This is a genomic window from Kocuria sp. KD4 (assembly GCF_011769905.1).
Classification (GTDB): domain Bacteria; phylum Actinomycetota; class Actinomycetes; order Actinomycetales; family Micrococcaceae; genus Kocuria; species Kocuria marina.
The window spans coordinates 2173356-2197124 of record NZ_CP050449.1 but is presented as its reverse complement, the minus strand read 5'-3'; the positions used below and the strand labels follow the sequence as shown (position 1 = coordinate 2197124).

19 protein-coding genes and 1 tRNA gene are annotated in these 23769 nt (G+C 69.8%); 14 read left to right on the top strand and 6 right to left on the bottom strand.

Going from position 1 to position 23769, the window contains the following annotated elements; all coding sequences use genetic code 11:
* Nucleotides 1-169: 169 nt before the first annotated feature.
* Nucleotides 170-1045 (top strand): thioredoxin domain-containing protein, encoded by an 876-nt coding sequence (locus tag HBK84_RS09865; protein ID WP_064846617.1) that lies wholly within the window; start codon nt 170-172, stop codon nt 1043-1045.
* A 98-nt stretch (nt 1046-1143) separates the two neighbouring features.
* Here HBK84_RS09865 and HBK84_RS09860 read toward each other — a convergent pair.
* Nucleotides 1144-1217: transfer RNA gene (locus HBK84_RS09860), tRNA-Thr, on the bottom strand.
* 173 nt (nt 1218-1390) lie between these two features.
* On the opposite strand from HBK84_RS09860, the gene HBK84_RS09855 reads away from it, so the two are divergent.
* A complete protein-coding gene (locus HBK84_RS09855) occupies nt 1391-1876 on the top strand; it encodes a ferritin (RefSeq protein ID WP_167318787.1) in 486 nt (161 codons plus the stop codon).
* Between the two features lie 95 nt (nt 1877-1971).
* Here HBK84_RS09855 and HBK84_RS09850 read toward each other — a convergent pair whose 3' ends face one another.
* The 3 genes from HBK84_RS09850 to HBK84_RS09840 form a co-directional block, all read right to left on the bottom strand.
* The gene (locus tag HBK84_RS09850) at nt 1972-2574 is read right to left on the bottom strand and encodes a TIGR03085 family metal-binding protein (protein ID WP_240918952.1); all 603 of its coding nucleotides are present in this window, start codon (nt 2572-2574) and stop codon (nt 1972-1974) included.
* Nucleotides 2575-2652: 78 nt separating this feature from the next.
* Entirely contained in the window at nt 2653-4572 is a 1920-nt protein-coding gene (locus tag HBK84_RS09845; RefSeq protein WP_144998635.1) for an ABC transporter ATP-binding protein, read from the bottom strand.
* Nucleotides 4569-6314, bottom strand: a complete 1746-nt coding sequence (locus HBK84_RS09840; protein WP_167318786.1) for an ABC transporter ATP-binding protein — start codon at nt 6312-6314, stop codon at nt 4569-4571. The genes HBK84_RS09845 and HBK84_RS09840 overlap by 4 nt, the downstream gene beginning before the upstream one ends.
* Nucleotides 6315-6500: 186 nt before the next feature.
* Between HBK84_RS09840 and HBK84_RS09835 the strand changes: the two genes are divergently transcribed.
* From HBK84_RS09835 to HBK84_RS09795, 9 genes are all read left to right on the top strand, one after another.
* Nucleotides 6501-7775: an Nramp family divalent metal transporter gene (locus tag HBK84_RS09835; protein ID WP_167318785.1), complete on the top strand. Its 1275-nt coding sequence runs from the start codon at nt 6501-6503 to the stop codon at nt 7773-7775.
* Between the two features lie 81 nt (nt 7776-7856).
* Nucleotides 7857-8648 carry a DeoR/GlpR family DNA-binding transcription regulator gene (locus tag HBK84_RS09830; protein ID WP_085107057.1) on the top strand — a complete coding sequence of 264 codons (792 nt, stop codon included), beginning with the start codon at nt 7857-7859 and terminating at the stop codon, nt 8646-8648.
* Nucleotides 8645-9691: a 1-phosphofructokinase family hexose kinase gene (locus tag HBK84_RS09825; protein WP_167318784.1), complete on the top strand. Its 1047-nt coding sequence runs from the start codon at nt 8645-8647 to the stop codon at nt 9689-9691. The genes HBK84_RS09830 and HBK84_RS09825 overlap by 4 nt, the downstream gene beginning before the upstream one ends.
* 34 nt (nt 9692-9725) lie before the next feature.
* Nucleotides 9726-11954 carry a fructose-specific PTS transporter subunit EIIC gene (locus HBK84_RS09820; protein WP_167318783.1) on the top strand — a complete coding sequence of 743 codons (2229 nt, stop codon included), beginning with the start codon at nt 9726-9728 and terminating at the stop codon, nt 11952-11954.
* Nucleotides 11955-11960: 6 nt separating this feature from the next.
* Nucleotides 11961-13694: a phosphoenolpyruvate--protein phosphotransferase gene (ptsP, locus tag HBK84_RS09815; RefSeq protein ID WP_167318782.1), complete on the top strand. Its 1734-nt coding sequence runs from the start codon at nt 11961-11963 to the stop codon at nt 13692-13694.
* Nucleotides 13695-13741: 47 nt separating this feature from the next.
* Nucleotides 13742-14023 carry an HPr family phosphocarrier protein gene (locus HBK84_RS09810; RefSeq protein WP_035963817.1) on the top strand — a complete coding sequence of 94 codons (282 nt, stop codon included), beginning with the start codon at nt 13742-13744 and terminating at the stop codon, nt 14021-14023.
* Between the two features lie 124 nt (nt 14024-14147).
* Entirely contained in the window at nt 14148-16055 is a 1908-nt protein-coding gene (locus tag HBK84_RS09805) for an FMN-binding glutamate synthase family protein (protein WP_167318781.1), read from the top strand.
* Nucleotides 16056-16142: 87 nt separating this feature from the next.
* Nucleotides 16143-17225: a peptidoglycan bridge formation glycyltransferase FemA/FemB family protein gene (locus HBK84_RS09800; protein WP_035963815.1), complete on the top strand. Its 1083-nt coding sequence runs from the start codon at nt 16143-16145 to the stop codon at nt 17223-17225.
* A gap of 154 nt (nt 17226-17379) precedes the next feature.
* Nucleotides 17380-19491 (top strand): threonine/serine exporter ThrE family protein, encoded by a 2112-nt coding sequence (locus HBK84_RS09795; protein ID WP_240918951.1) that lies wholly within the window; start codon nt 17380-17382, stop codon nt 19489-19491.
* 4 nt (nt 19492-19495) lie between these two features.
* Here the strand turns inward: HBK84_RS09795 and HBK84_RS09790 are convergent, their stop codons facing one another.
* Both HBK84_RS09790 and HBK84_RS09785 read right to left on the bottom strand, forming a co-directional pair.
* The gene (locus tag HBK84_RS09790) at nt 19496-20347 is read right to left on the bottom strand and encodes a siderophore-interacting protein (protein ID WP_144998650.1); all 852 of its coding nucleotides are present in this window, start codon (nt 20345-20347) and stop codon (nt 19496-19498) included.
* A 19-nt stretch (nt 20348-20366) separates the two neighbouring features.
* Nucleotides 20367-21050: a uracil-DNA glycosylase gene (locus tag HBK84_RS09785; RefSeq protein ID WP_206051961.1), complete on the bottom strand. Its 684-nt coding sequence runs from the start codon at nt 21048-21050 to the stop codon at nt 20367-20369.
* Between the two features lie 59 nt (nt 21051-21109).
* Here HBK84_RS09785 and HBK84_RS09780 point away from each other — a divergent pair, with 59 nt between their 5' ends.
* The 3 genes from HBK84_RS09780 (at nt 21110) to groL (ending at nt 23703) form a co-directional block, all read left to right on the top strand.
* Nucleotides 21110-21334, top strand: coding sequence for a DUF3263 domain-containing protein (locus tag HBK84_RS09780; protein ID WP_035963809.1), 225 nt, complete (start codon nt 21110-21112; stop codon nt 21332-21334).
* 151 nt (nt 21335-21485) lie between these two features.
* Complete coding sequence (locus HBK84_RS12900) at nt 21486-21812, top strand: hypothetical protein (protein ID WP_240918949.1); 327 nt, start codon at nt 21486-21488, stop codon at nt 21810-21812.
* 256 nt (nt 21813-22068) lie between these two features.
* The gene (gene groL, locus HBK84_RS09770; RefSeq protein ID WP_064847215.1) at nt 22069-23703 is read left to right on the top strand and encodes a chaperonin GroEL; all 1635 of its coding nucleotides are present in this window, start codon (nt 22069-22071) and stop codon (nt 23701-23703) included.
* Nucleotides 23704-23769: the final 66 nt, after the last annotated feature.

Genomic DNA, 23769 nt, shown 5'->3' with positions numbered 1-23769 from the left:
CCGGGACGGGAGCACGACGCCGCGCCGGTGCGGGGCGGCCGCGACGGGGCCCGAGCGGCATCGTCCCCGGCAGCTGGGAACGGGCTGAATCGGGGCCCCGCCGGGCCCGGGTAATCTGGGGACGAAGACCGACACCCGTGTAGCACATCGGAAGGAAACCCGGGCCCCCATGGCTTCCAAGAACAACACCGCCGGTTCCTCGTCCTCGGACCAGGCCCGGGAGCGGGCACGCCAGATCGCAGACCGGCAGTCCCGCCGCTCCAACGGTAAACCCGTGGGGCTGATCGCCGCCGTCATCGCGCTGCTCGTGATCATCGCGCTGATCATCGGGGTGGTCGTGTGGCAGAACAACAGGGCCAGGATCCCCGACGCCGGCCCCGTGCCCGCGAGCGCCAACCAGTACGGAGGCATCACGGTCACGAAGGACGGGATCGTGCAGAACAGCTCGGACGTCCAGGAACGGGACCTCTCCCAGGAGCCCGAGCCCGCTGCCACCGCGGACACCTCCAAGACGCCCCCGGGGGTCGTGGACCAGGACCAGGCCGCGAGCAACGGCAAGCCCGTGCAGGTCGTGATCTTCCAGGACTTCGAGTGCGTGCACTGCGCCGACTTCGAGAAGCAGAACGCGGACGCGATCAAGCGGGCCGTGGACGCCGGTGACGTGCAGGTGGAGTACCGCAACCTCAACTTCCTGGACCGGGCCACCCGCGATCAGTACTCGTCCCGCGCCGCCAACGCGGCCTACGTGGTCGCCGAGCAGGTCGACAGCGACCAGTACATGGAGTTCGCCCAGGAGCTGTTCAGCCACCAGGGCACCGGCGGCCTGAGCAACCAGCAGATCGCGGACATCGCCAACAAGCACGGCGCGAACGTGACGGCGGGCCAGCTCGGTGAGAACACCTACCGCCCCATGGTCAACGTGATGTCCCGCGAGTCCATCAACAACGGTGTGGCCGGGACGCCCACCATCTTCATCGACGGCAAGCGCTACGAGGAAGGCAACTTCCAGGACGCACTGAAGAAGGCGGTCGACGAGAAGAAGTGACGCGGGCGGTGCCCCCGACGCGACGAGAGCCCCGGTCATCCCGACCGGGGCTCTCATCGTCTGTCACGCGGGGACGACGGCGCCGTGCCCGGGTTCGGAGCCCCCTGCCGGATTCGAACCGGCGACCCTCTGTTTACAAGACAGATGCTCTGGCCATCTGAGCTAAGGAGGCACTGCTGCCCAGTGCGATCACGGGACCGCTCCATGGTACTGGACGACGCGCCGAGGGCGGGCACCCGGCGCGCGGGAACCGGCCGGGGCGGCGGGACCCGTCATGCGGTGGCGTGCTACCTACCCATGCCGGAGAAAAACTGCTTCGATGGGGTCATGGAAATCAAGGGAAGAATGGCAGAAGCGTTCAACGACCAGATCACCATGGAGCTGCAGGCGACCGTGGTCTACCGCCAGTTGTCCATTGAGATGGACGTGGCGAGTCTGCCCGGTTTCTCGCAGTGGTTCCGCGCCCAGGCGGCCGAGGAGATCACGCACGCCGAGAAGTTCATCGACCACATCGTGGACCGCGGCGGTGATCCACAGATCGGGGATATGGCCGGTCCGAACATCGCCGACAAATCCGTCCTGGGGTGCTTCGAGGCCGCGCTCGCGCACGAGCGCAAGGTATCCGAATCGATCCGCAACCTGTACCGGCTGGCGCAGGAAGAAGGCGACATCGATGCCATGCCCCTGCTGCACTGGTTCATCAGCGAGCAGATCGAGGAGGAGGCCACCGTGGAGGAGATCTGCGACCAGGTGCGCCTGGTCCACAACGACGGGCCTGGCCTGTTGCGCCTGGACTCCGAACTGGGTTCCCGGCCAGTCCGGGCCGACTGAGCGCACCTTGCCCGGTCCGGGCGACCCCGAAAACGCCCGAACACGGAAGAACCGGCCCCGCTTGAGCGGGGCCGGTTCTTCCTGCATGGCGGGTACTACTCCTGGGTGCTCTCCACGTCCGCCTGCTCCTCGCGGCCAAAGGCCCACAAGAGCAGCTCGGACGGTTCACCGCGCACGAGTTCCACGCGCCGGGCGGACTTCTTGCCGCCGCGCACCGCACCGAAACCGCCCGCGAGCAGCACCACGGACTCGGACTTCTTGCGCAGCAGTGCCGGGCCCATGAGCTTGAGCACGTTCCACAGGTCTTTCTGCTCGTCGTTGAGCAACTGCCGGGCGTGCCACTGAGGCTGCGCGCGGCGGACGTCCTCGTGGTGGATGAAGAACTCCCCGGTGTTCATCCGCTTGTCGATCGGGGACCAGCGACCCGGGGAGAAGAGCGGGGGGCGCTCCACGAGGTCCACGAGCTTCTCCCACGGCATCTCCCGGTAGTCGGCGTCCACCGACTTGGCGTGGCGCCCGAGCACGGGCAGCTTGGGGGAGAGCATCCCGGCGACCGCGTCCGGACGGGAATCACGGATGATCAGGTGGATCGCGAGGTCCCGGGCGTCCCAGTCTTCGCAGAGGGTGGGGGCGTCCGGCCCCACACGGCGCAGCAGCGCGGCAAGATGACGACGTTCGACATTGGCGAAGTTGGTCACGTGAACATCCATTCTGTGGGGTGGACCGTCACGTCCACGGTAGACGGGCGCCGCGGTGATTGCCACCGCCGCGCGCGCTCACGAGGCGGGGTCCGCCGCGTTGAACTGCGCCCTGTAGAGGTTGGCGTAGGCCCCGTCCGCCTCGATCAGCTCGTCGTGGGAACCCTGCTCCACGATCCGCCCCGACTCCATGACGATGATCGTGTCCGCGTCCCGGATGGTGGAGAGCCGGTGGGCGATCACGAAGGACGTGCGGCGCTCCCGCAGCGCGGCCATGGCCTTCTGCACGAGCAGCTCCGTGCGGGTGTCCACCGCGGAGGTCGCCTCGTCCAGGATGAGCAGGGACGGTTGCGCCAGGAACGCCCGGGCGATCGTGATCAGCTGCTTCTCACCGGCCGAGACCGAGGAGCCGTCCTCGGAGATCACGGTGTCGTACCCGTCCGGCAGGGCGCGCGCGAAACGGTCCACGTACGTGGCGCGCGCAGCGGCCAGTACCTCCTCGTCCGTGGCGTCCTGACGGCCGTAGCGGATGTTCTCCCGGATGGTGCCGCTGAACAACCACGCGTCCTGGAGCACCATGCCCACCTGTGAACGCAGTTCGTGGCGGGAGAGGTCCCGGATGTCGATCCCGTCCAAGCTGATCCGGCCCGCGTCGATCTCGTAGAAGCGCAGGATGAGGTTCACGAGCGTGGTCTTCCCGGCGCCCGTGGGTCCCACGATCGCCACGGTGCGCCCCGGAGCCACGTGCAGGCACATGTCCTCGATCAGGGGCTCGGCACCCCGGGCCAGGGCGGCCTTGTCGTAGGAGAAGTTCACGTGGTCGAAGCGCACCTCACCGCGCAGCGTGCCCGGCAGGTGGGCGGTGGGCGTCTCCGGTTCCTGTTCGGGGGCGTCGAGCAGTTCGAAGGTGCGTTCCGCGGAGGCGATGCCGGACTGCAACTGGGTGGCCATGCCCGCGACCTGGGACAGCGGCTGGGTGAATTCCCGGGAGTACTGGATGAACGCGGTGGCGTCCCCCAGGGTCAGCTGGCCCGTGGCCACGCGCAGCCCGCCCAGCACGGCGATGCCCACGTAGGACAGGTACGAGATGAACTGCATGACCGGCATGATCGTCCCGGACATGAACTGCGCCCCGAACGCCGCCCGGTACAGTTCCTCGTTGCGCTCGTCGAACTGCTGCTGCATCTGACGCTGTCGGCCGTACGCGTGCACGAGCTCGTGGCCCGAGAAGGATTCCTCGATGTGCCCGTTGAGCTGACCCGTGGCGTGCCATTGCTGTTTGAACAACCGCTGGGAGCGGGTGCCGATGACCCCCGCCGCCACGGCGGACAACGGCAGAGCCACGAGCGCGACGAGCGCCAACTGCCACGAGACGATGAACATCATGACCATGATGCCGAGCACGGTCAGCACGTTCTGCACGAGCTGCGCGAAGGTCTGTTGCAGCGCCGTCTGGATGTTGTCCACGTCGTTGGTCACGCGGGACATCACGTCCCCGCGCTGGCGCGCGTCGAAGTAGCTCAGGGGCAGGGCGTTGACCTTGCGCTCGATCTCCTCGCGCAGGTCGTACACGACCCGCATGACCACGCGGTTGAGCACGTAGCCCTGCAACCACATGAGCACCGAGGCCACGGTGTACATGCCGAGCACCACGAGGATGAGGGTGCCTAGTCGGGTGAAGTCCACGCCCTGTCCCGGGACGAGCGTCATGGCGGACATCATGTCCGCGAGCGTGTCCTGGCCCTGCGCACGCAGCCCGGCCTCGACCTGTTGCTGGCTCGCGCCCGCTGGCAGGGATCTGCCGACGACGCCGGCGAAGATCACGTCCATGGCGCGTCCCAGCACGCGCGGGGCCCACACCGTGAGCACCACGGACAGCACGACGGCCGCGACGACGACGGCGAGCGCCGCCTTGTGCGGGGCCATGAGCTTCACGAGCCGCCCGGCCGAGGCCCAGAAGCGCTGCGGCTTCCGGGCCGGTTCCTGTGTCTCGCTCACCGTTCGCCTCCCGTGGTCTGTTCGGCCGAGAGCTGTGACGTGACGATCTCCCGGTAGGTCTCGCTCGCGGCCACGAGTTCCTCGTGGGTGCCGCGCGCGATGATCCGGCCGTGCTCGAGGACCAGGATGAGGTCCGCGTCCGTGATGGTGGAGACGCGCTGGGCCACCGTGATTACGGTGGCGTCCCGGGTCACGGGGCGCAGGGCGGCGCGCAACCGGGCGTCCGTGGCGACGTCGAGTGCCGAGAACGAGTCGTCGAAGACGTAGACCCGGGGGCGGGCCACGAGGGCGCGGGCGATGCTGAGCCGCTGGCGCTGACCCCCGGACACGTTGGTCCCACCCTGGGACACGGGGGCGTCCAGACCGTCGGGCATCTCGCGGACGAAGTCGTCCGCCTGGGCCACGCGCAGGGCCTCCCACAACTCGTCGTCGGTGGCGTCCGCGCGGCCGAAGCGCAGGTTGGACGCCACGGTCCCGGAGAACAGGAACGGCCGCTGCGGGACCAGGCCCACCCGGCCCGCGAGGTCGTCCGGGGCGTAGTCGCGCAGATCCACCCCGTCCAGCAGCACACGGCCGGTCACGGGATCGAGCAAGCGGGGGATCAGGCTAATAAGTGTGCTCTTCCCGGAACCCGTGGCCCCGACCACGGCCACGGTGCGTCCCGGTCCCGCCGCGAAGTCGATCCCGGACAGCACGGGGTCCTCCGCGCCGGGGTACTGGAACGTGACGTCCTCGAACCGGACGTGGCCCACCGCGCGCGGTGCTACGGCCGGTCGCTGCGGCGGGTGCATGGTGGGGCGGGTGTCGAGCACCTCCCCGATCCGCTCGGCGCACACGACCGCGCGCGGGACCATCATGAACATGAACGTGGCCAGCATCACGGCCATGAGGATCTGCAGCATGTACTGCAGGAAGGCGGTCAGCGCCCCGACCTGGATCTGGCCCTGGTCCACGCGGTGGCCGCCGAACCACAGCACGGCCGCGGTGGCCAGGTGCATGACCATGTTGATCACGGGGAACATCAGCACGAACAGCGCCCCGATGCGCAGGGAGATGTCCGTGAGGTCCTGGTTCGCGCTGCGAAAACGCGCGGTCTCGAACGGCTCCTTGACGAAGGCGCGGATCACCCGGATCCCGGTGATCTGTTCGCGCAGCACCCCGTTGATCCCGTCGATGCGTTCCTGCATGATCCGGAACCACGGCATCAACCGGGAGACCACGAGGCCCAGCAGCACCCCCATTACAGGGATGGACACCCACACGAGCCACGACAGCCCCGGGTCCTCCCGCAGGGCCATGACGATCCCGCCCACGCACATGATGGGCGCCATGACCATGAAGTTCAGGCCCATGAGGGTGAGCATCTGGATCTGCTGGACGTCGTTGGTGGTGCGCGTGATCAGCGACGGCGCCCCGAACGTCCCGACCTCGCGCGCGCTGAACTGCCCGACCCGGCGGTAGACGTCCCGGCGCAGGTCCCGGCCCACACCGATCGCCGTGCGGGCACCGCACCACACGGCCACGACGGCGGCGATCACCTGGGCGAACGCCACGGCGAGCATCACGGCGCCGGCGCGCCAGATGTAGTCGGTGTCCCCGCGGGCCACACCGTTGTCAATGATCCGGGCATTGAGGCTCGGGAGGTAGAGCGTAGCGATCGTGGCCGCCAGTTGGAACACGAGAACGCCCACGACCCACGGGACGTAGGGGCGCGTGAAAGTGCGTAACAAACTCAGCAGCATGACGGTCGATCCTGACGTCGAGCACGGAGGGAGCCGAATACGCGCCCAATATACGCGTGGGCCGGGACACGCTGAACGGACCGGGGCACCCCGGGCTATCCGGGCGTCACGCGCTAAAGTTTCGGTGCACCGAAACTTGCCGTTCCACGCGGTGCGCGGGACGGTGGACATGAGCAGGAGGCCACCATGACGTCGGGCAATCCAGCGCCGCAGGACGCGACCGGTGCGGGGGGTACGACGGCGCGGGCGTCGTCGCACGGGACCATCGCCGCACTCGGGCCGGCGTTCGTGGCCGCGATCGCGTACGTGGACCCCGGCAACGTGGCCGCGAACGTGAGCGCGGGTGCGGGGCATGGCTACCTGCTCGTATGGGTGCTCGTGCTCGCCAACCTCATGGCCATGGTCATCCAGTACCTCTCCGCCAAGCTCGGGATCGTGACGGGGCTGTCCCTGCCGCAGGTCCTAGGCGGTTCGCTGCCGCCCGGTACCCGGGTGCTCTACTGGGCCCAGGCCCAGCTCATGGCGATCGCCACGGACGTCGCCGAGGTGATCGGCGGGGCGCTCGCATTGTGGTTGCTGTTCGGCATCCCGTTGCCCCTGGGCGGGGTGATCGTGGCCGCGCTGTCCATGCTCGTGCTCGCGCTCCAGAACCACCGCGGTCAGCGCGTGTTCGAGACCGTGATCCTGGGGATGCTCGGGATCATCACGGTGGGGTTCCTCGGGGGACTCGTGGTGGGCCCGCCCGATCCGCGGGGTGTGCTCGACGGCCTGGTACCGCGGCTGGAGGGCTTCGAGTCCTTGGTGATCGCGGCGGGGATGCTGGGTGCCACCGTGATGCCCCACGCGATCTACATCCACTCCGCACTGAGTCGGGACCGTCACGGCATGGGCCACGCCCCCGAGCGCGTCTCCCAACTCCTGCGCGCGACCCGCGTGGACGTGGTGCTGGCACTCGTGGTGGCCGGTGCGGTGAACATAGGGATGCTCCTGCTCGCGGCCAGGAACCTCTACGGCGTGGAGGGCACGGACACGATCGAGGGTGCGCAGCACGCGATCTCCGACGCGCTCGGGCCCACCGTGGGGGTCGTCTTCTCCCTGGGGTTGCTGGCCTCCGGGCTCGCCTCCACCGCAGTGGGTGCCTACGCGGGGGACGTGGTCACGGCGGGTCTGTTGCGGTGGCGCATCCCGCTGCTCGCGCGGCGGCTGATCACGGTGATCCCCGCCGTCGTGATCCTGGCGCTCGGCGCGGAACCCACTGCAGCCTTGGTCGGGAGTCAAGTGGTGCTGAGCTTCGGGATCGCGTTCGCGCTCATCCCCCTGGTGCGCGCCACGGGCAGGGCCTCCCTCATGGGTCGCTTCCGCAACGGCCCGGTGCTCGCGGCCATCGGGTGGGTGAGCGCCGCGATCGTGGTGGTGCTGAACGTGGTCCTGCTCGTCATGGGCGTGGGAAATGTGGGTTAGGGCTAGCAAAACCACATAAACAGACATAAGCTCACATCACACAGGGGTTTCACCGCCGACACCCCGGTCCGTGAGGTGAAGATGTTCGCTGCAGAACGCCACGAGGAGATCACACGCACCGTGAGCCACGAGCGCCGTGTCAACGGTGCGGAACTGGCGAAACGGTTCGGTGTGACCATGGAGACGATCCGCCGGGATCTCGCCGTGCTCGAGTCCCAGGGGAACCTGCGCCGTGTGCACGGCGGTGCCGTGTCCGTGGACCAGTCGACGAGCGGGGAACAGGGGATGGACTCCCGATCGCGCCTCGCGGCCGATGAGAAACGGGCCATCGCCCGCAAAGCCCTCGAGGTACTCGAACATGCCGAGGCCGGTGCCGTGGTCCTGGATGCCGGCACCACGGTCGAGGCGCTCGCGGACCTGTTGCTGGCCCGGGACAACCACCTGCCCGGCGGGCAGGAACAGCTGATCATCACCCACGCCCTGCACATCGCGGCGAAACTCGCGGACGCCGAGGGTGTGGGGCTCGAGCTCGTGGGTGGGCGGATCCGCAAACTCACGTGGGCGGCCACCGGCTCGCGGGCCGCCCAGCACTACGACCAGTTGCGCCCGGACCTCGCGTTCGTGGGCTGCAACGGCGCCCACGCCTCCTTCGGGCTGTCCACCCCGGACCCCATCGAGGCCGTGGTCAAGGCGACGATCGTGCGGGCCGCGCGCCGCGTCGTCGTCCTGTGCGACGCGAGCAAGCAGGACCAGGAGACCCTCACGCGCTTCTGCTCGCTCGAACAGATCGACACCTTCATCACCGACCGCGCTCCCGTGGGGGAGCTGGCCCAAGCCCTCGAAGACGCCGACGTGGAAGTGGTTCTCGCATGATCATCACCGTGACCCTCAACCCCTCCGTGGACCGCACCGTGGACCTGCCCGGCCCGCTGGCCCGCGGTCGCGTGCAGCGCGCGAGCGACACCCGCCAGGACCCCGGGGGTAAGGGTGTGAACATCTCGCGCGCGCTGGCCGCGAGCGGTGTGGACACTGTGGCCGTGGTCCCGGGGGACGGCACCGATCCGCTGTTCACCGCGCTCGACGCCGCGGGGGTGCGCTACGACAGCGTGTCCATCGGTGCGCCCGTGCGGTCCAACATCACCGTGACCGAACCGGACGGGACCACGACCAAGATCAACGAGCCCGGCCCCCCGCTGGACGAGCACACCGTGGACCGGATCGTGGAACGGATCGTCTCCCGCGGCGCGGGTGCGCAGTGGCTCGTGTTCGCGGGGTCCGTGCCGCCCGGGCCCGCCCCGGACATCTACGCCGTGCTGGCCGCCCGCGTGAGCGGCGCGCTCGGTGCGGCCGCGCCGTCGTTCGCGCTGGACACCTCCGGGGACGTGCTGCGCGCGGCTCTCGCCCCGGGTGTCACCGTCCTGCCGGACGTGATCAAACCCAACGGCCACGAACTCGCGGAGCTGCTGGGCCGCACCGACGGCGATGCGCTCGAGGCCGATCCGCGCGCCGCAGCGGATGCCGGGCGGGAGCTCGTGGCCCGCGGCGTGGGGGCCGTGCTGTGCACTCTGGGCGGCAATGGTGCCGTGCTCGTGACGCCCGAGGGCGCGTGGCACGCCGTGCACGAACCCGTCACGGTGCGCTCGACCGTGGGCGCCGGCGACAGCGCCCTGACCGGGTACCTCGTGGCCGCCCAGCGCGGGGAGGCGCCGGCCGAACGCCTGCGCCGGGCCGTGGCCCACGGCTCCGCCGCCGCCGCCCTGCCCGGGACGCAGATGCCCACGGTCGCGCAGACCACGCCCGACGCCGTGCGGGTCACGCAGCTGACGTCCGCACGGCAAGGCGCCGCGACACCGGACGTCCCGACGCCGAACCCACCGACCCCGGCCGCGCCCCGCGAGACGCAGCCCCGGACCTGATCCACCCACCGCCCCGTAGCCAAGGAGCACCGACATGTCAGATCTGATCAATCCCGGCCTGGTCCTGTTGGACCGGGACCTGGGCGAGTCCACGGAGAGTGTGATCCGTGCACTCGCGGCCACCGTCCACCGGGAGGGCCGCGCGAGCACCGCGGCTTCCCTCGCCGCGGACGCCCTGGCCCGGGAGGCCAAGAACGCCACCGGGATCCCGGGCGGGATCGGCATCCCGCACTGCCGGTCCGAGGCCGTCACGCAGGCCACGCTGGTCATGGCGCGGCTCGCCCCCGCCGTGGACTTCGGGGCCAAGGACGGACCGGCGGACATCGTCTTCTTCATCGCCGCACCGGCCGGCGCGGACCAGGAGCACCTCAAGCTGCTGTCCAAGCTCGCACGTTCCCTCATGAAGAAGCCCTTCGTGGCGTCCCTGCGCGCAGCGCAGTCGCCGGAGGAGGTCGTGGACATCGTGGACACGGCCCTCGGTCTCGCTCCGCAGCCGGACGACGCCGCTGCGGCACCCACCGCGGCGACCGGAACCGCGGCCGCGGGATCCTCCGCCGCGACCGGTCCCGCCGCGACCGGTGCCGACGGGTCCGCTGCCACGGGAACCGGCGGTGCCGCTGCCGGCGCAGCCGTAGCTGGTGCGAGCGGTGCGACCGCGGCGTCGAACGCCGGGACGCAGGCACCCACCGGAACGCACGCGCCGCTGACCGAATCCGCGACGTCGACGGCGCCCGATGACGCGGGCGCCCGAGGTCCGCGCAGGCTCGTGGCCGTCACGGCGTGCCCCACCGGCATCGCCCACACCTACATGGCCGCGGACGCCCTGACCAACACCGCCCAGGAAATGGGGGTGGACCTGCAGGTCGAGACCCAGGGCTCCTCGGGCGCCACGCGTCTGGACCCGGCCGTGATCGGTCAGGCGGAGGCCGTGATCTTCGCGACCGACGTGGACGTGCGGGAGCGCTCGCGGTTCGCGGGTCTGCCGTACATCGCGTCCGCGGTCAAGCGCGGGATCGACGAACCCCGCGAGATGATCCAGGAGGCCCTCGAGGCCGCGGACGATCCCCAGGCGTCCAAGGTCACGGGCGACGGCGGTGAGATCTCCGCCGCCGTGACCGGCAGCGAGGGGTGGGGCACGCGGATCCGCAAGGCCGTGATGACGGGTGTCAGCTACATGATCCCGTTCGTGGCCGCGGGCGGTCTGCTCATGGCGATCGCGTTCATGATCGCGGACCCGGTGCTCGTGGCCCAGCAGGCCGACGACATCCTGGCCACCACCACCCTGGGCAACCTGGGGGACGTGTCCCTGGCCATGTACCTGGGTGCCGTGCTGTTCAAGACCGGCAACCTGGCGATCAGCCTGTTGGTCCCCGCGCTCGCGGGCTACATCGCCTACGGGCTCGCGGACCGTCCGGGCATCGCCCCCGGCTTCGCGGCCGGTCTCGTGGCCAACTTCATGGGCGCCGGGTTCATCGGCGGCATCGTGGGCGGTCTGCTGGCTGGCATCTGCGCGTACTGGCTGACGCTGCCCCGACTGCCCCGCTGGCTCGGATCACTCATGCCCGTGGTCATCATCCCGCTGCTCGCCACGCTGTTCGCCGGCGGGTTGCTGTTCCTGCTGATCGGCGGGCCCATCGCCGCGTTCATGACGTGGCTCACGAGCCTGCTCGCCGGGATGAGCGGTGCCTCGGCCGTGACCCTGGGTGCCGTGCTTGGTCTGATGATGTGCTCGGACCTGGGCGGTCCTATCAACAAGGTGGCCTATTCCTTCGCCGTGGCCGGACTGGGTGCCGCGACCGTGACCAACACGGCGCCGCAGGAGATCATGGCCACCGTGATCGCCGCGGGCATGGTGCCCCCGCTCGGGATGGCGCTCGCCTCCACCGTGCTGGGCCGCAAGTACTTCAGCGCCGCGGAGCGTGAGAACGGCAAGACCTCGTGGCTGCTCGGCGCGTCCTTCATCTCCGAGGGTGCCATCCCGTTCGCCGCGGCCGATCCGCTGCGCGTGATCCCCGCCTCCATGGCCGGTGGCGTGATCACCGGTGCCCTGACGATGGCGTGGGGCGTGACCTCGGCTGCCCCGCACGGTGGGATCTGGATCCTGCCGGTCGTGGACGGACGCTGGGGCTTCGTGGCCGCCATCCTGGCGGGCACCGTGGTCACCGCCGTGCTGGTCACCCTCTTCAAGCGCATTGGCAACGTGAAGAAGCACGTGGGCGAGGTCCCCGGGGTTCCGCAGACACAACAAACCGTGGAAGTGTGAGACATCATGACTGACAACGACGTGACCGGTGCCGCACAGCAGCGCGTGGAACTGCGCGGTGCGGGGGTCAGCCCCGGGCGTGTGATCGCCCCCGTGGTGCACATGGCACCCGCCGTGAGCGAGCCGCCCGAGGGTGAGCCGCTCACCGGGGACGCCGAGGCCGCGATCGACCGCCTCAAGGCAGCGGCGCTCGAGGTCAAGGCCGAGCTCAAGGAAAGGGCCGCTCGGGCGCGCTCGGAATCCGCGGCGGAGGTACTCAAGGCCACGTCCCTCATGGCGGGGGACAAGGCCCTGATCAAGAACGCGGGCAAGCTCGTGACCGATCAGCAGCTCAGCCCCGAGCGGGCGCTGTGGCAGGCTGCCACGGCGTACGCGGACCAGATGCGGGCCATGGGCGGCTACATGGCCGAACGTGCCGCGGACATCGAGGACGTCCGCGCGCGCATCGTCGCCCGACTGCGCGGGGAAGACGCCCCGGGTGTGCCCCAGCGCAAGGAGCCGTTCGTGCTCGCGGCCGAGGACCTCGCACCGGCGGACACCGCGGTGCTGGATCCGGACGTCGTCGTGGCGCTGGTGACAGCCTCCGGCGGACCCCAGTCCCACACGGCGATCCTCGCGCGCAACCTCGGGCTGCCGGCCGCCGTGGCCGTCGAGGGGATCCTCGAGGTCCCCGCGGGGACGCCCGTGTTCGTGGACGGTGCCGAGGGCGCCGTCGTCGCGGCACCGGCAGAGCACGAACGCGAGGCAGTGACCGCGTGGCAGCGCGCGGCCGCGCAACTCGCGTCCTTCGACGGCCGGGGCGCGCTCGCGGACGGCACCGAGGTCCCGCTGCTCGCCAACGTGGGCACCGGCGACGACGCCCGCGCGGCTGCCGAGGCCGGCGCCGAGGGCGTGGGGTTGTTGCGCACCGAGTTCTGCTTCCTGGGCCGGGACAGCGAACCCACCGTGGCCGAACAGACCCAGGCGTACGCCGAGATCTTCGCGGCGTTCGAGGGCAAGAAGGTGGTCGTGCGTACGCTCGACGCCGGGGCGGACAAGCCCCTGCCCTTCCTCACGGACACCACCGAGCCCAATCCCGCGCTCGGTGTGCGCGGCTACCGCACCGACTGGACCACCCCGGGCGTGCTGCAGCGCCAGCTCGAGGCGATCGCGGCGGCGGCCCGGGAGACCGGTGCGCACGTGTGGGTCATGGCACCCATGATCGCCACCGCGGAGGAGGCCGCCCGGTTCCACGAACTCGCGAGCGCCGAGGGGCTGCAGGTCACCGGCGTCATGGTCGAGACACCCGCCGCGGCCATCACCGCCGAGCAGATCCTCGAGCGCGTGGACTTCGTGTCGCTCGGGACCAACGACCTCACCCAGTACACGATGGCCGCGGACCGCATGCTGGGTGCACTCGCCGAGTTGAACTCCCCGTGGCAACCGGCCGTGCTGCGCATGATCGAGCGCACCGCGGCGGGTGCGCGAGCGGCGTCTGACGCGTCCGGTGAACACAAGAACGTGGGCGTGTGCGGCGAGGCCGCCGCGGACCCCGCGCTCGCCGTGGTGCTCGTGGGGCTCGGGGTGGACACCCTGTCCATGAGCGCGCGCTCGCTCGCCGCCGTCGCCGCCGTGCTCGCCCGCGTGGACACCGCCCAGGCCGAGCGGCTGGCCGCACTCGCCGTGTCCGCCACGAGCGCGCGCGAGGCCAAGGAAGCCGTGCGGGCACAGTTGCCCGTGCTGCACGAACTGGGGCTGTGACCCCGCCCGAACCAGCGTCACCCGAACCGACCCAGCAAGGAGCTGACATGTCAGAACGCATTGCCACCGTGGCCTCCCGTGTGGGGCTGCACGCCCGGCCCGCCGCGATCTTCGCGGAGGCCGCCGGCGAGTACGAGAACCTGGAGATCACCATCCGCGCCGAGGGCGAGGACGCCGAGGAGGGCATGGACGCGTCCTCTGTGCTGTCCCTGATGTCCCTGGGCGCGGCCCACGGGGACAAGGTGGTCCTCGCGGCCGACGGCGACGGCGCCGAGGAAGCCCTCGAGCACCTCGCCTCGATCATCGAGACGGACCTCGACGCCGAGTGATCCTCACCACCGCCGACGCCGGGCGCCCCTGTGTGGGCACCCGGCGTCGGCGCTTTCCCGGGGGGTGATCGTCTCATTCCGGTGACCGGGGTCGGGGCCCAGGGCGAGGAGTACGGTGAATCGCATGGTGCGGTTTCTCATTCTGACCGGTCTGGTCGTGGCCACGATTGCCACGGTTCTCGCAGCGGTCTTCGGTCCCTGGGGATGGTGGATCCTCGCAGTCATCTTCTTCCTGCTGTTGCTCGTGGGCATCCGCGATGCGACGCAGCGCAGGCATTCGATCCTGCGCAACTTCCCCGTGCTCGGGCACGCGCGGTTCTTCATGGAGAAGATCCGCCCCGAGATCCAGCAGTACTTCATCGAGCGCAACTACGACGGCAAGCCGTTCAACCGTGACCAGCGCTCGCTCGTGTACTCGCGGGCCAAGGGCTTCAAGGGCGACAAGGCGTTCGGCACCGAGCTCAACGTGAACGAACCGGGCTACGAGTATTTCGTCCAGTCCGTGGCGCCCAAGGCGGCCCCGGAGAGCGAGCACCGCGTGCGCCTGGGCGGGCCGGACTGCAAGCAGCCGTACGACGCCTCGCTGCTGAACATCTCCTCCATGAGCTTCGGCTCCCTGTCCAAGAACGCCGTGCTCGCCATGAACAAGGGCGCGGCCATGGGCGGGTTCGCGCAGGAGACCGGTGAGGGCGGGCTGACCAAGTACCACCTCGCCCACGACGCCGACATCATTTGGGAGTTCGGTTCCGGGTACTTCGGCACGCGTGACGAGAACGGCAACTTCGACCCGGAGGCCTTCCGCAAGAAGTCCAACCTGCCGCAGGTCAAGGCCATCAACATCAAGCTCTCCCAGGGCGCCAAGCCGGGCCTGGGCGGCGTGCTGCCGGGCTCCAAGGTGACCGAGGAGATCGCGGAGGCGCGCATGGTCCCCGTGGGCCAGACCTGCATCTCCCCGGCCAGCCACTCGGCGTTCACCACGCCGCACGGTCTGATCCAGTTCGTGGCCCACCTGCGGGAACTGTCCAACGGCAAGCCGATTGGCTTCAAGCTGTGCGTGGGCTCGCGCGTGGAGTTCCTGGCCATCTGCAAGGCCATGATCGAGGAGAAGGTCACCCCGGACTTCATCATCGTGGACGGTTCCGAGGGCGGCACCGGTGCCGCACCGCTCGAGTACCAGGACCACGTGGGCACCCCGCTCGTGGAGGGTCTGATCCTGGTGCACAACGCGCTCGTGGGTGCGGGACTGCGGGACCGGATCAAGATCGGCGCCGCCGGGAAGATCACCTCGGGCCACGACATCGTGCGCCACATCATCCAGGGTGCTGACTTCTGCATGAGCGCGCGCGCCATGATGATGGCCGTGGGCTGCATCCAGGCCCAGGCGTGCCACACCAACAAGTGCCCCGTGGGCGTGACCACGCAGAACCCCAAGCTCTACAAGGCCCTCGACATCGAGGACAAGGGTGACCGCGTGGAGCGTTACCACCGCCTGACCGTGGAGGAAGCGGGCCAGATCATCTCCACCATGGGCTGCGAGCACCCCGAGGAGCTCACGCGTCAGATGCTGCGCCGCAAGGTCACGGCCACCCAGAGCATCTCGTACGAGACCCTCTACCGCTGGCTCACGCCGGGCGAGCTGTTCGAGGGCGTCGAAGGCGGTTGGGGTGAGGACTGGGATTACGCCGATCCGGACAAGTTCACCCCGGGTCACCCGGGCAAGTACGTGTTCAAGGGCCGCAGCCCGCTGGAACCCGGCGACGTCATGCCGGCGGACGATCGCGAGCCGGCGCTGTCCGGTGCCCGCGGCGGCGAGCGCGGTACCGAGTCCGCCACGCCGCGCACGAGCGGGCCGTCCGCGGGGCAGGCCTCCGAGGCGAACCCCGGGCAGTCCACCGCGGGCACGAGCCGGCGTCCCGAGGGGCAGCCTGGCAACGCGGCCGGTGCCCAGCACACGACGAGCGACCCGTCCCCGGACTCCGATCACGTGGACCCCTCCGACGACTCACGCACCCGCAACCCCGGGCTCGCCTGAGCCCGAGGGATACCATGTGAGGCGGTGCCGCGACAGCGCGGCGCCGCCTCACGTCGTCAGTGCCCCCTGTACAGGATTGAGAGAGCCTTGCGAGAATTCACGGCACGTTTTGCCACCGATCAGGAAATCGCCGAGTGGGACTCCCACGTCACGGCCAACCCCTCGGGCGGCAACCTGTTGCAGTCGGAGGCGTTCGCGCTGGTCAAGAAGGACCACGGGTGGAAGCCGCAGTACGTGGTGTACGAACCCACGGACGGTTCGCAGCCCAGTTACAACCTGGTGCTCGAGAAGTCCGTGCCCGCCCTGGGCAGGCTGTGGTACATGATCAAGGGCCCGGACGTGGCGAGCGTGGACGACATCCCCGGCATCGTGGCGGCCAACGAGCGCTTCGTGGCGGGTCCCGCGCGCGGCGTGTTCGCGATCAAGTACGAACCCGAGATCGTGGCCTCCGACTACGCCGCGGGCGTGATGGCGCGCAGTGGACTCGTGAAGTCCTTCGAGATTCAGCCCAACGACTCCACCGCCGTGCTGGACACGGACATGGACGAGAAGGCCCTGCTCAAGTCCCTGCACTCGCGGGGTCGCAACGCGGTGCGCCGTGCGACCCGCGAGGGCTGCGAGGTGGACCAGGTCCCGCTCACGGAGGAGAACATGCGCGCGATGTACGCGCTCATGGATTCCGTGGGTCAGGGTCACGCCAAGGTGACCCTGCGTTCCTACGAGTACTACCGGGCGTTCTGGAACAATTTCGCCGATCGCGGTCAGGGCCGGCTCTACTTCACGTACGAGGACGGCAAGCCCTCGGTGGGTGCCTACGTGATCTCCTACGGGCGCAAGGGCACCTACAAGGACGGCGGCTCCAAGCCGCGGCGCAAGCAGTACGGGGACTCGCACCTCGTGCAGTGGAGCGCCATCACGGACCTGAAGCAGGACCACGAGATCACCCAGTACGACTTCTGCGGGACCCCGCCCTCCGACCAGCTCAAGAACAAGGAGCACCCCTACTACGGTCTGGGGTTGTTCAAGACGAGCTTCACCAAGACTGTCGTGGATTACGTGGGCGTTTGGGATCAGCCACTCAGCCGCGCGAAATACGCTGTGTGGAACAACGTGGCGGAGAAGGTACAGCGCCAGTTGTGGGTGCGCCGCACGGGTCAGCCCTTCTACTGACCGGCGGCCGCGGCCCCTCCACCCGGCCCCCGCTCGCCCGCAGGCGAGGACGTGGGCGAGCACGGGCGCGCGAGCGGATGCGTGTGGGCCGCACCCCAGCACACAGGAGTCGAACAGTGCCTGCGGCGGCAGGGAAGGGTGATCCCACGTGAGCGTGAGCGAGCAATTGACGCGTCTGGCGCACCAGGGCTACCCGTCCTCGGGTGAGAGCACGGGCCCGCACGCGGTGGACGGTGAACCGTTCGGTCCCGCCGGGGACACCGCGCTGCGCGACGCCGTGCAGCACACGAGTCCGCGGCGTCGTACGCGTTACGCACCGCGCCCCACCGAGGAACAGGCCGCCCGGGCGGAACTGCGTAGCGCGCCCGTGCACACCGACACCCGGACGACGTCGCAGCTGCGGGTCCCCGGCGTCCGTCCCCGCAGCGCCGGGCACGGTCCCGCGACCGGCACCGGAACGCCGCAGGTCTCCTCCCTGCCCGTCCTCACACCGGGCCAGATCGCCGCCGACCGCGCGGGCCAGGGGCACCGGGCGGCGGTTCCCGCGGCATTGACCGAACCCATCAGCAGCCCGTCCCGGCGTGGCACCGCCCCCGCGAGCTCACCCGTGGAGCGCCCGGAAACCGTGGCGCACGAGCCAGCGCCCGCGACCACCGCGATCTCGCGGGGCGTGTACCCGGCAACCCGGGTCAAACCGTCGCGGGCACCCAAGGCACTGTTGCGCTCCCTCGTGCAGGGGGACGCCGCGCCCACCGCGCCCATGCGTGTGGTGGACCGGCTCACCGCCACACCGTTCCAGCACCTGCGCAAGTTCGGGGACAGCACGGACCGCCAGGCCCGGCGCACCCTCAACTTCGCGCTGCGCCTGGCCGAGACCATGTTCCACTACGGCGCGGACGCGCTGGACGTGGAGAACGCGATCATCGCGGTGTGCGCCACGTACGGGGTGGAGAACCTGGACGTGGACATCACCAACCAGTCGGTGACCATCAACTACGTCGCGGAGACCACGGCCACGGGCAAACTCACCGCCGCCGGCGAGGCCCCGCGGCGGGTCACCGAGGACACCGGTTCCTCCGCCCACCCCGCGACCGCCCTGGCGGGCACACCCGGGACCACGGGGGAGCAGCGCGGGAGCTCCGCGCCGCGCACCGGCCAGGACCCGTGGGGCGATTCTTCGACCTCGAGCCACACCGTGATGCGCGTGGTGCGTTCATGGACCGACAACTACTCGGGTCTCGCGGACTCCCATCAGCTCGTGACCCGGATCATCGAGGGCAACACGCCCCTGCGGGACGCCGAACGGGAGCTCGCCCGGATCAACGCCCGGCCCAAGCCCTACCCCAAGTGGGTCGTGTGGCTCGCCACGGTGATCGCGGCGGGGACCATCACGCTGGCGATCGGCGGCAGCCCGGCCGGTGCGCTCGTGGCCGTGGTCTCCTCCGTGGTGGTGCAGTCCGTCACAGCGAAACTGGGGGCGTGGCGGATCCCGGAGTTCTTCTCCCTCGCGGCCAACGCCCTGGTGGTCACGCTCGGTGCCCTGTTGATCTCGGCGGTGGGGGTCGAGGTGTCCCCGCCCAGGGTCATCGCCGGTGGGATCATTATGCTGTTGCCCACCACCCGCATGGTCTCCACGATGCAGGACGCGATCAACGGTTTCCCCGTGACCGCGGCCGGACGACTACTGTCCACCGCCATGGCGTTCCTGGGGATCGTGGCCGGGATCGCCCTGGGGATCACCTTGTCCGCGCACCTGGGGGTCCCACGGATTGACGTTTCCCAGTCCGGGTTCACACCCGCGGCAGCCATGACCAACACGGTGTTCATGCTGATCTCCACCGCTCTGATCGCGATCACCATGCAGGCGAAGCCGCGTCACCTGCTGCCCGCCGTGGCCGCGGCCCTCGTGGGCCTCGGTTTTTACCACGGCATCGGCAGCTTCGATCCCAGCACACGATTGGCCACGGGCGTGGGGGCTGTGGCGAGCGGTTGCGTGGCCGCGCTGCTCGCGGCGAGGGCCAAGATCCCGCAGGCGATCCTCGCGATCCCCGCGATGACCTACCTGCTGCCCGGGTTGAGCCTGTTCCGCGGAATGTACGCGATCACCGTGGAGAACGAGACCACGGGGGACGGCATCACGGGACTCGTCAACGCCATGGTGTCCATCGTGCTCCTCGCGGCGGGCGTGGTGCTCGCCAAGTACCTCATGCGCCCGTTCATCGAGCGGATGCAGTACCTCTCCCAGCGGCGCAACCGCCGCCGCTGACCGGTCAGAGGATCTTGCCCACGGGCAGCTTCTTCTCCGCCTGGAACGTCTCCTCGGCCCGCCCGGCCGCCCAGTACCCGGACAGGGATACCTGCGAACGCTCGAGCCCGCGGACGTCGAGCAGTTCCTTCCGGGCAGCCTTCATGGCCTCGCGCTCGCCGTGCACGAACGCCTGCACCCCCGCGGTGTCCTCGGGCCACGCGGCGTTCGCGAGTCCCGTCACGAGGGCGCGCTCACCGTCCTGCTGAGCGGCGCGGTGCACCCAGCGCACCCGGACGCCCTCGGGGATCGCGAGGTCGGTGAGGTCGAGTTCGTGGGAGGCGTCCTCGACCTCCAGGACGGCTTCTCCGCGCGCCGAGGCGGGCAGCGCCTCGAGGTTCGCGAGCACGGCGGGGACGGCGGCGTCGTCGCCAGCGAAGACGCTCCACGCGGCGGCCGGATCCGGGATCCACTTGCCGCCCGGGCCGAGCGCCACGATCCGGTCGCCGGGGGACGCGGCATCCGCCCACGGCCCCGCGTAGCCTTCGGTGCCGTGCAGGGCGACGTCGATCCACACGGTCTCGGTGTCGGGTTCCGTGTGGCGCAGGGTCATGTGCCGCGTGACGGGCTGGTCCTGGGGTGCGGCGTTTTCGCGCGCGGCCCAGTAGTCGGGGAACGCGCCGGGCGCGGTCGCCGCGAGCGTGGCTGCGGAGAAGAAGACGAGCTTGACGTACTTCTCCGGCGCCTCCATGTCCTGGAACTGCTCGGCGTTCTCGATCCTGCACACCACGCGCACCATGCCCGGGGAGAGCTGAATCCGGTCCGTAACCGTGAGGTTGAGCTGGGGTTTGCGGGGTCGCGCCGGAGTTTGTGCCATGCGTCCAGCGTAGGTGCTGCTACGCGGGCAGTTCCCACGAGACGGGCTGGGCGCCCTGTTGTTGCAGCAGCTCGTTGGCGCGGGAGAACGGGCGGGAACCGAAGAACCCCCGGGACGCGGACAACGGGGACGGGTGCACCGATTCCACGGTGGGCGCCCCACCCAGCCAGTCCTTGGTGCCGCGGGCGTCGCGACCCCACAGGATGCCGACGAGGGGTTGCTCGCGCGCCCCGAGCGCGCGGATCGCGCACTCCGTGACCGCTTCCCAGCCCTTGCCCCGGTGGGACGCGGGGGAGCCCGCGCGCACCGTGAGGACCCTGTTGAGCAGCATGACGCCCTGCTCGGCCCACGAGGACAGGTCCCCGTGCGCGGGCGGCGTGATCCCCAGATCGGAGTGCAGTTCCTTGTAGATGTTCTGCAGGGACCGCGGGATCGGGCGCACGTCCGGGGCCACCGAGAACGAGAGGCCCATCGCGTGGCCCGGGGTGGGGTAGGGGTCCTGGCCCACGATCAACACCTTGACCGCGGACATCGGCTCGCGAAGCGCGCGGAAGATGTGGTCCCCAGCGGGCAGGGTGTGGTGGCCCTCGGCGTGTTCGGCGCGCAGGAACTCGCCCACGGCCCGGATCTGCGGCTCCACGGGTTGCAAGGCACGGGCCCACTCCTCGTTCATGATCTCGTGCAACGGGGGCGGGGTGTTCACGGTGCGACCTCCAGGGCGTGCGGCCTCCGGGTACCGCCCGGAGCGTTAGGGTTGAGCCCATGTCTACCACGGGCGACGGCCTCGACGAGCTCGACCGGGCCATCCTGGACCTGGAGTCCGAGCACTGGAAGTACCGCGGCGCCAAGGAGTCCGCGATCCGCTCCCGCCTGGGGTTGAGCCCCGTGCACTACTATCAGCGGCTCAACGCCCTGATCTCCTCAGAGGCCGCCGCGCGCCACGCCCCCATGCTGATCTCCCGGTTGCGCCGCGCGCGCAATCGCTGAGTGGGTCCCCGGGTGCGCGTGGGATAGTGGGCAGCGCACCGCGGACCCCTGGCCGCCGCGGGTCCGGCAGGCGGGGCGCACGCCGTCCCACGGTCCCGGCATCCGCGGGTCGGCGCCCCCGATCCCGCCGTTCGTTGAGGAGAGCCACAGCATGAGCGAGTACCCCCGTGACGAGTTCGACGACGTCCCCGAGGACGGCGCCCGGCAGGGTGCCCACCGAGGCCATAACCCGAATGCCCGAGCGGGGTCCCGGGGCAAGTTCCTGGCGATCCTCGTGACCGGTGTGCTCGCCCTCGTCCTGGGGGCGGTGGCCTTCGTGAACGCCCCGCGCACGGCCCAGGAAGCGCTCGCCCTCTCCGCCGCAGCCGTTGCGGTGTCCCCGGACGACGACGCCGCGGCCGGTGCCTCCGCGGTGGGTGCCGTGGCGCTCGGGACGGCCGCGAGCGACGTCGTGCCCGGAGCCCCCGCGGCCGCCTGAGCCGCCCGTTCAGCCGGGGACGAAACCTGAGTCCACTGGACGCAGGGCGTTTGCGGTTCCGGCATGACGAGTGCCACTATGGGATTAGCACTCAGTCGCGTGGACTGCTAACCGGGTCCGGTGGTGGTCGCGCGGCGGACGAGTGACATCACGGTGAGGTGGTTGCGGCGCGGTGAGGATCGCGGCGCGGCACCGTCCGTCGCGGGCATCGTGATGACAAGTCTTGTTTGTCAACCGTCCAGGAGGGACGAAACACATGGCAAAGATGATCGCATTCGACGAAGAAGCCCGCCGCGGCCTCGAGCGGGGCCTGAACACCCTCGCGGACGCCGTCAAGGTCACCCTCGGCCCGCGCGGACGCAACGTGGTCCTCGAGAAGTCCTGGGGCGCCCCCACGATCACCAACGACGGCGTGTCCATCGCCAAGGAGATCGAGCTCGAGGAGCCGTACGAGAAGATCGGCGCCGAGCTCGTCAAGGAGGTCGCCAAGAAGACCGACGACGTCGCCGGTGACGGCACCACCACAGCCACGGTGTTGGCCCAGGCCCTCGTGAAGGAGGGCCTGCGCAACGTGGCCGCCGGTGCGGACCCGCTGTCCCTCAAGCGTGGCATCGAGAAGGCCGTGGCCGCCGTGACCGAGCAGCTGCTGTCCTCCGCCAAGGAGATCGAGACCGAGGAGGAGATCGCCGCGACCGCGTCCATCTCCGCCGCGGACCCGGAGATCGGCAAGCTCATCGCCGAGGCCATGGAGAAGGTCGGCAAGGAAGGTGTCATCACCGTCGAGGAGTCCAACACCTTCGGGCTGGACCTCGAGCTGACCGAGGGCATGCGCTTCGACAAGGGCTACCTCTCCGGTTACTTCGTGACCGACGCCGACCGTCAGGAAGCCGTCCTCGAGGACCCCTACATCCTGATCGTCAACTCCAAGATCTCCGCCGTGAAGGACCTGGTCCCCGTACTCGAGAAGATCATGCAGGCCGGCAAGCCGCTGCTGATCATCGCCGAGGACGTGGACGGCGAAGCGCTCGCCATGCTCGTGCTGAACAAGATGCGCGGTGCCGTGAAGTCCGTGGCCGTCAAGGCTCCCGGTTTCGGTGACCGCCGCAAGGCGCAGCTTGCGGACATCGCGATCCTCACCGGCGGCCAGGTCATCACCGAAGAGGTGGGCCTGTCGCTCGAGTCCGCCACGATCGACCTGCTGGGCCAGGCCCGCAAGGTCGTGGTGACCAAGGACGAGACCACCATCGTGGACGGCGCCGGTACGCAGGAGGAGATCGAGGGTCGCGTGGCCCAGATCCGCGCGGAGATCAACAACTCCGACTCCGACTACGACCGCGAGAAGCTGCAAGAGCGCCTGGCCAAGCTGGCCGGCGGAGTGGCCGTCCTCAAGGCGGGTGCCGCCACCGAGGTCGAGCTCAAGGAGCGCAAGCACCGCATCGAGGATGCTGTGCGCAACGCCAAGGCCGCCGTGGAGGAGGGCATCGTCGCCGGTGGTGGCGTGGCCTTGATCCAGGCCGGTGCCAAGGTCTTCGAGTCCCTCGGGCTGTCCGGGGACGAGGCGACCGGTGCCAACATCGTCAAGGTCGCGATCGACGCGCCGCTCAAGCAGATCGCGCTGAACGCCGGTCTCGAGCCGGGCGTGGTTGTGGACAAGGTGCGCGGGCTCGAGACCGGTTGGGGCCTCAACGCCGCCACCGGCGAGTACGAGGACCTCATGGCCGCGGGCATCAACGACCCCGTCAAGGTGACCCGTTCCGCCCTGCAGAACGCGGCGTCCATCGCCGGGCTGTTCCTGACTACCGAAGCCGTGGTCGCGGACAAGCCCGAGCCCGAGGCCGCCGGTGCGGGCGCGGGTGCCGATCCCATGGGTGGCATGGGCGGCATGATGTGATCTCGCTCTTCTGAGTGAGTTCCGCCCGCTACACGGGCGGACATTGCGAGAACCCCGGGGACACGT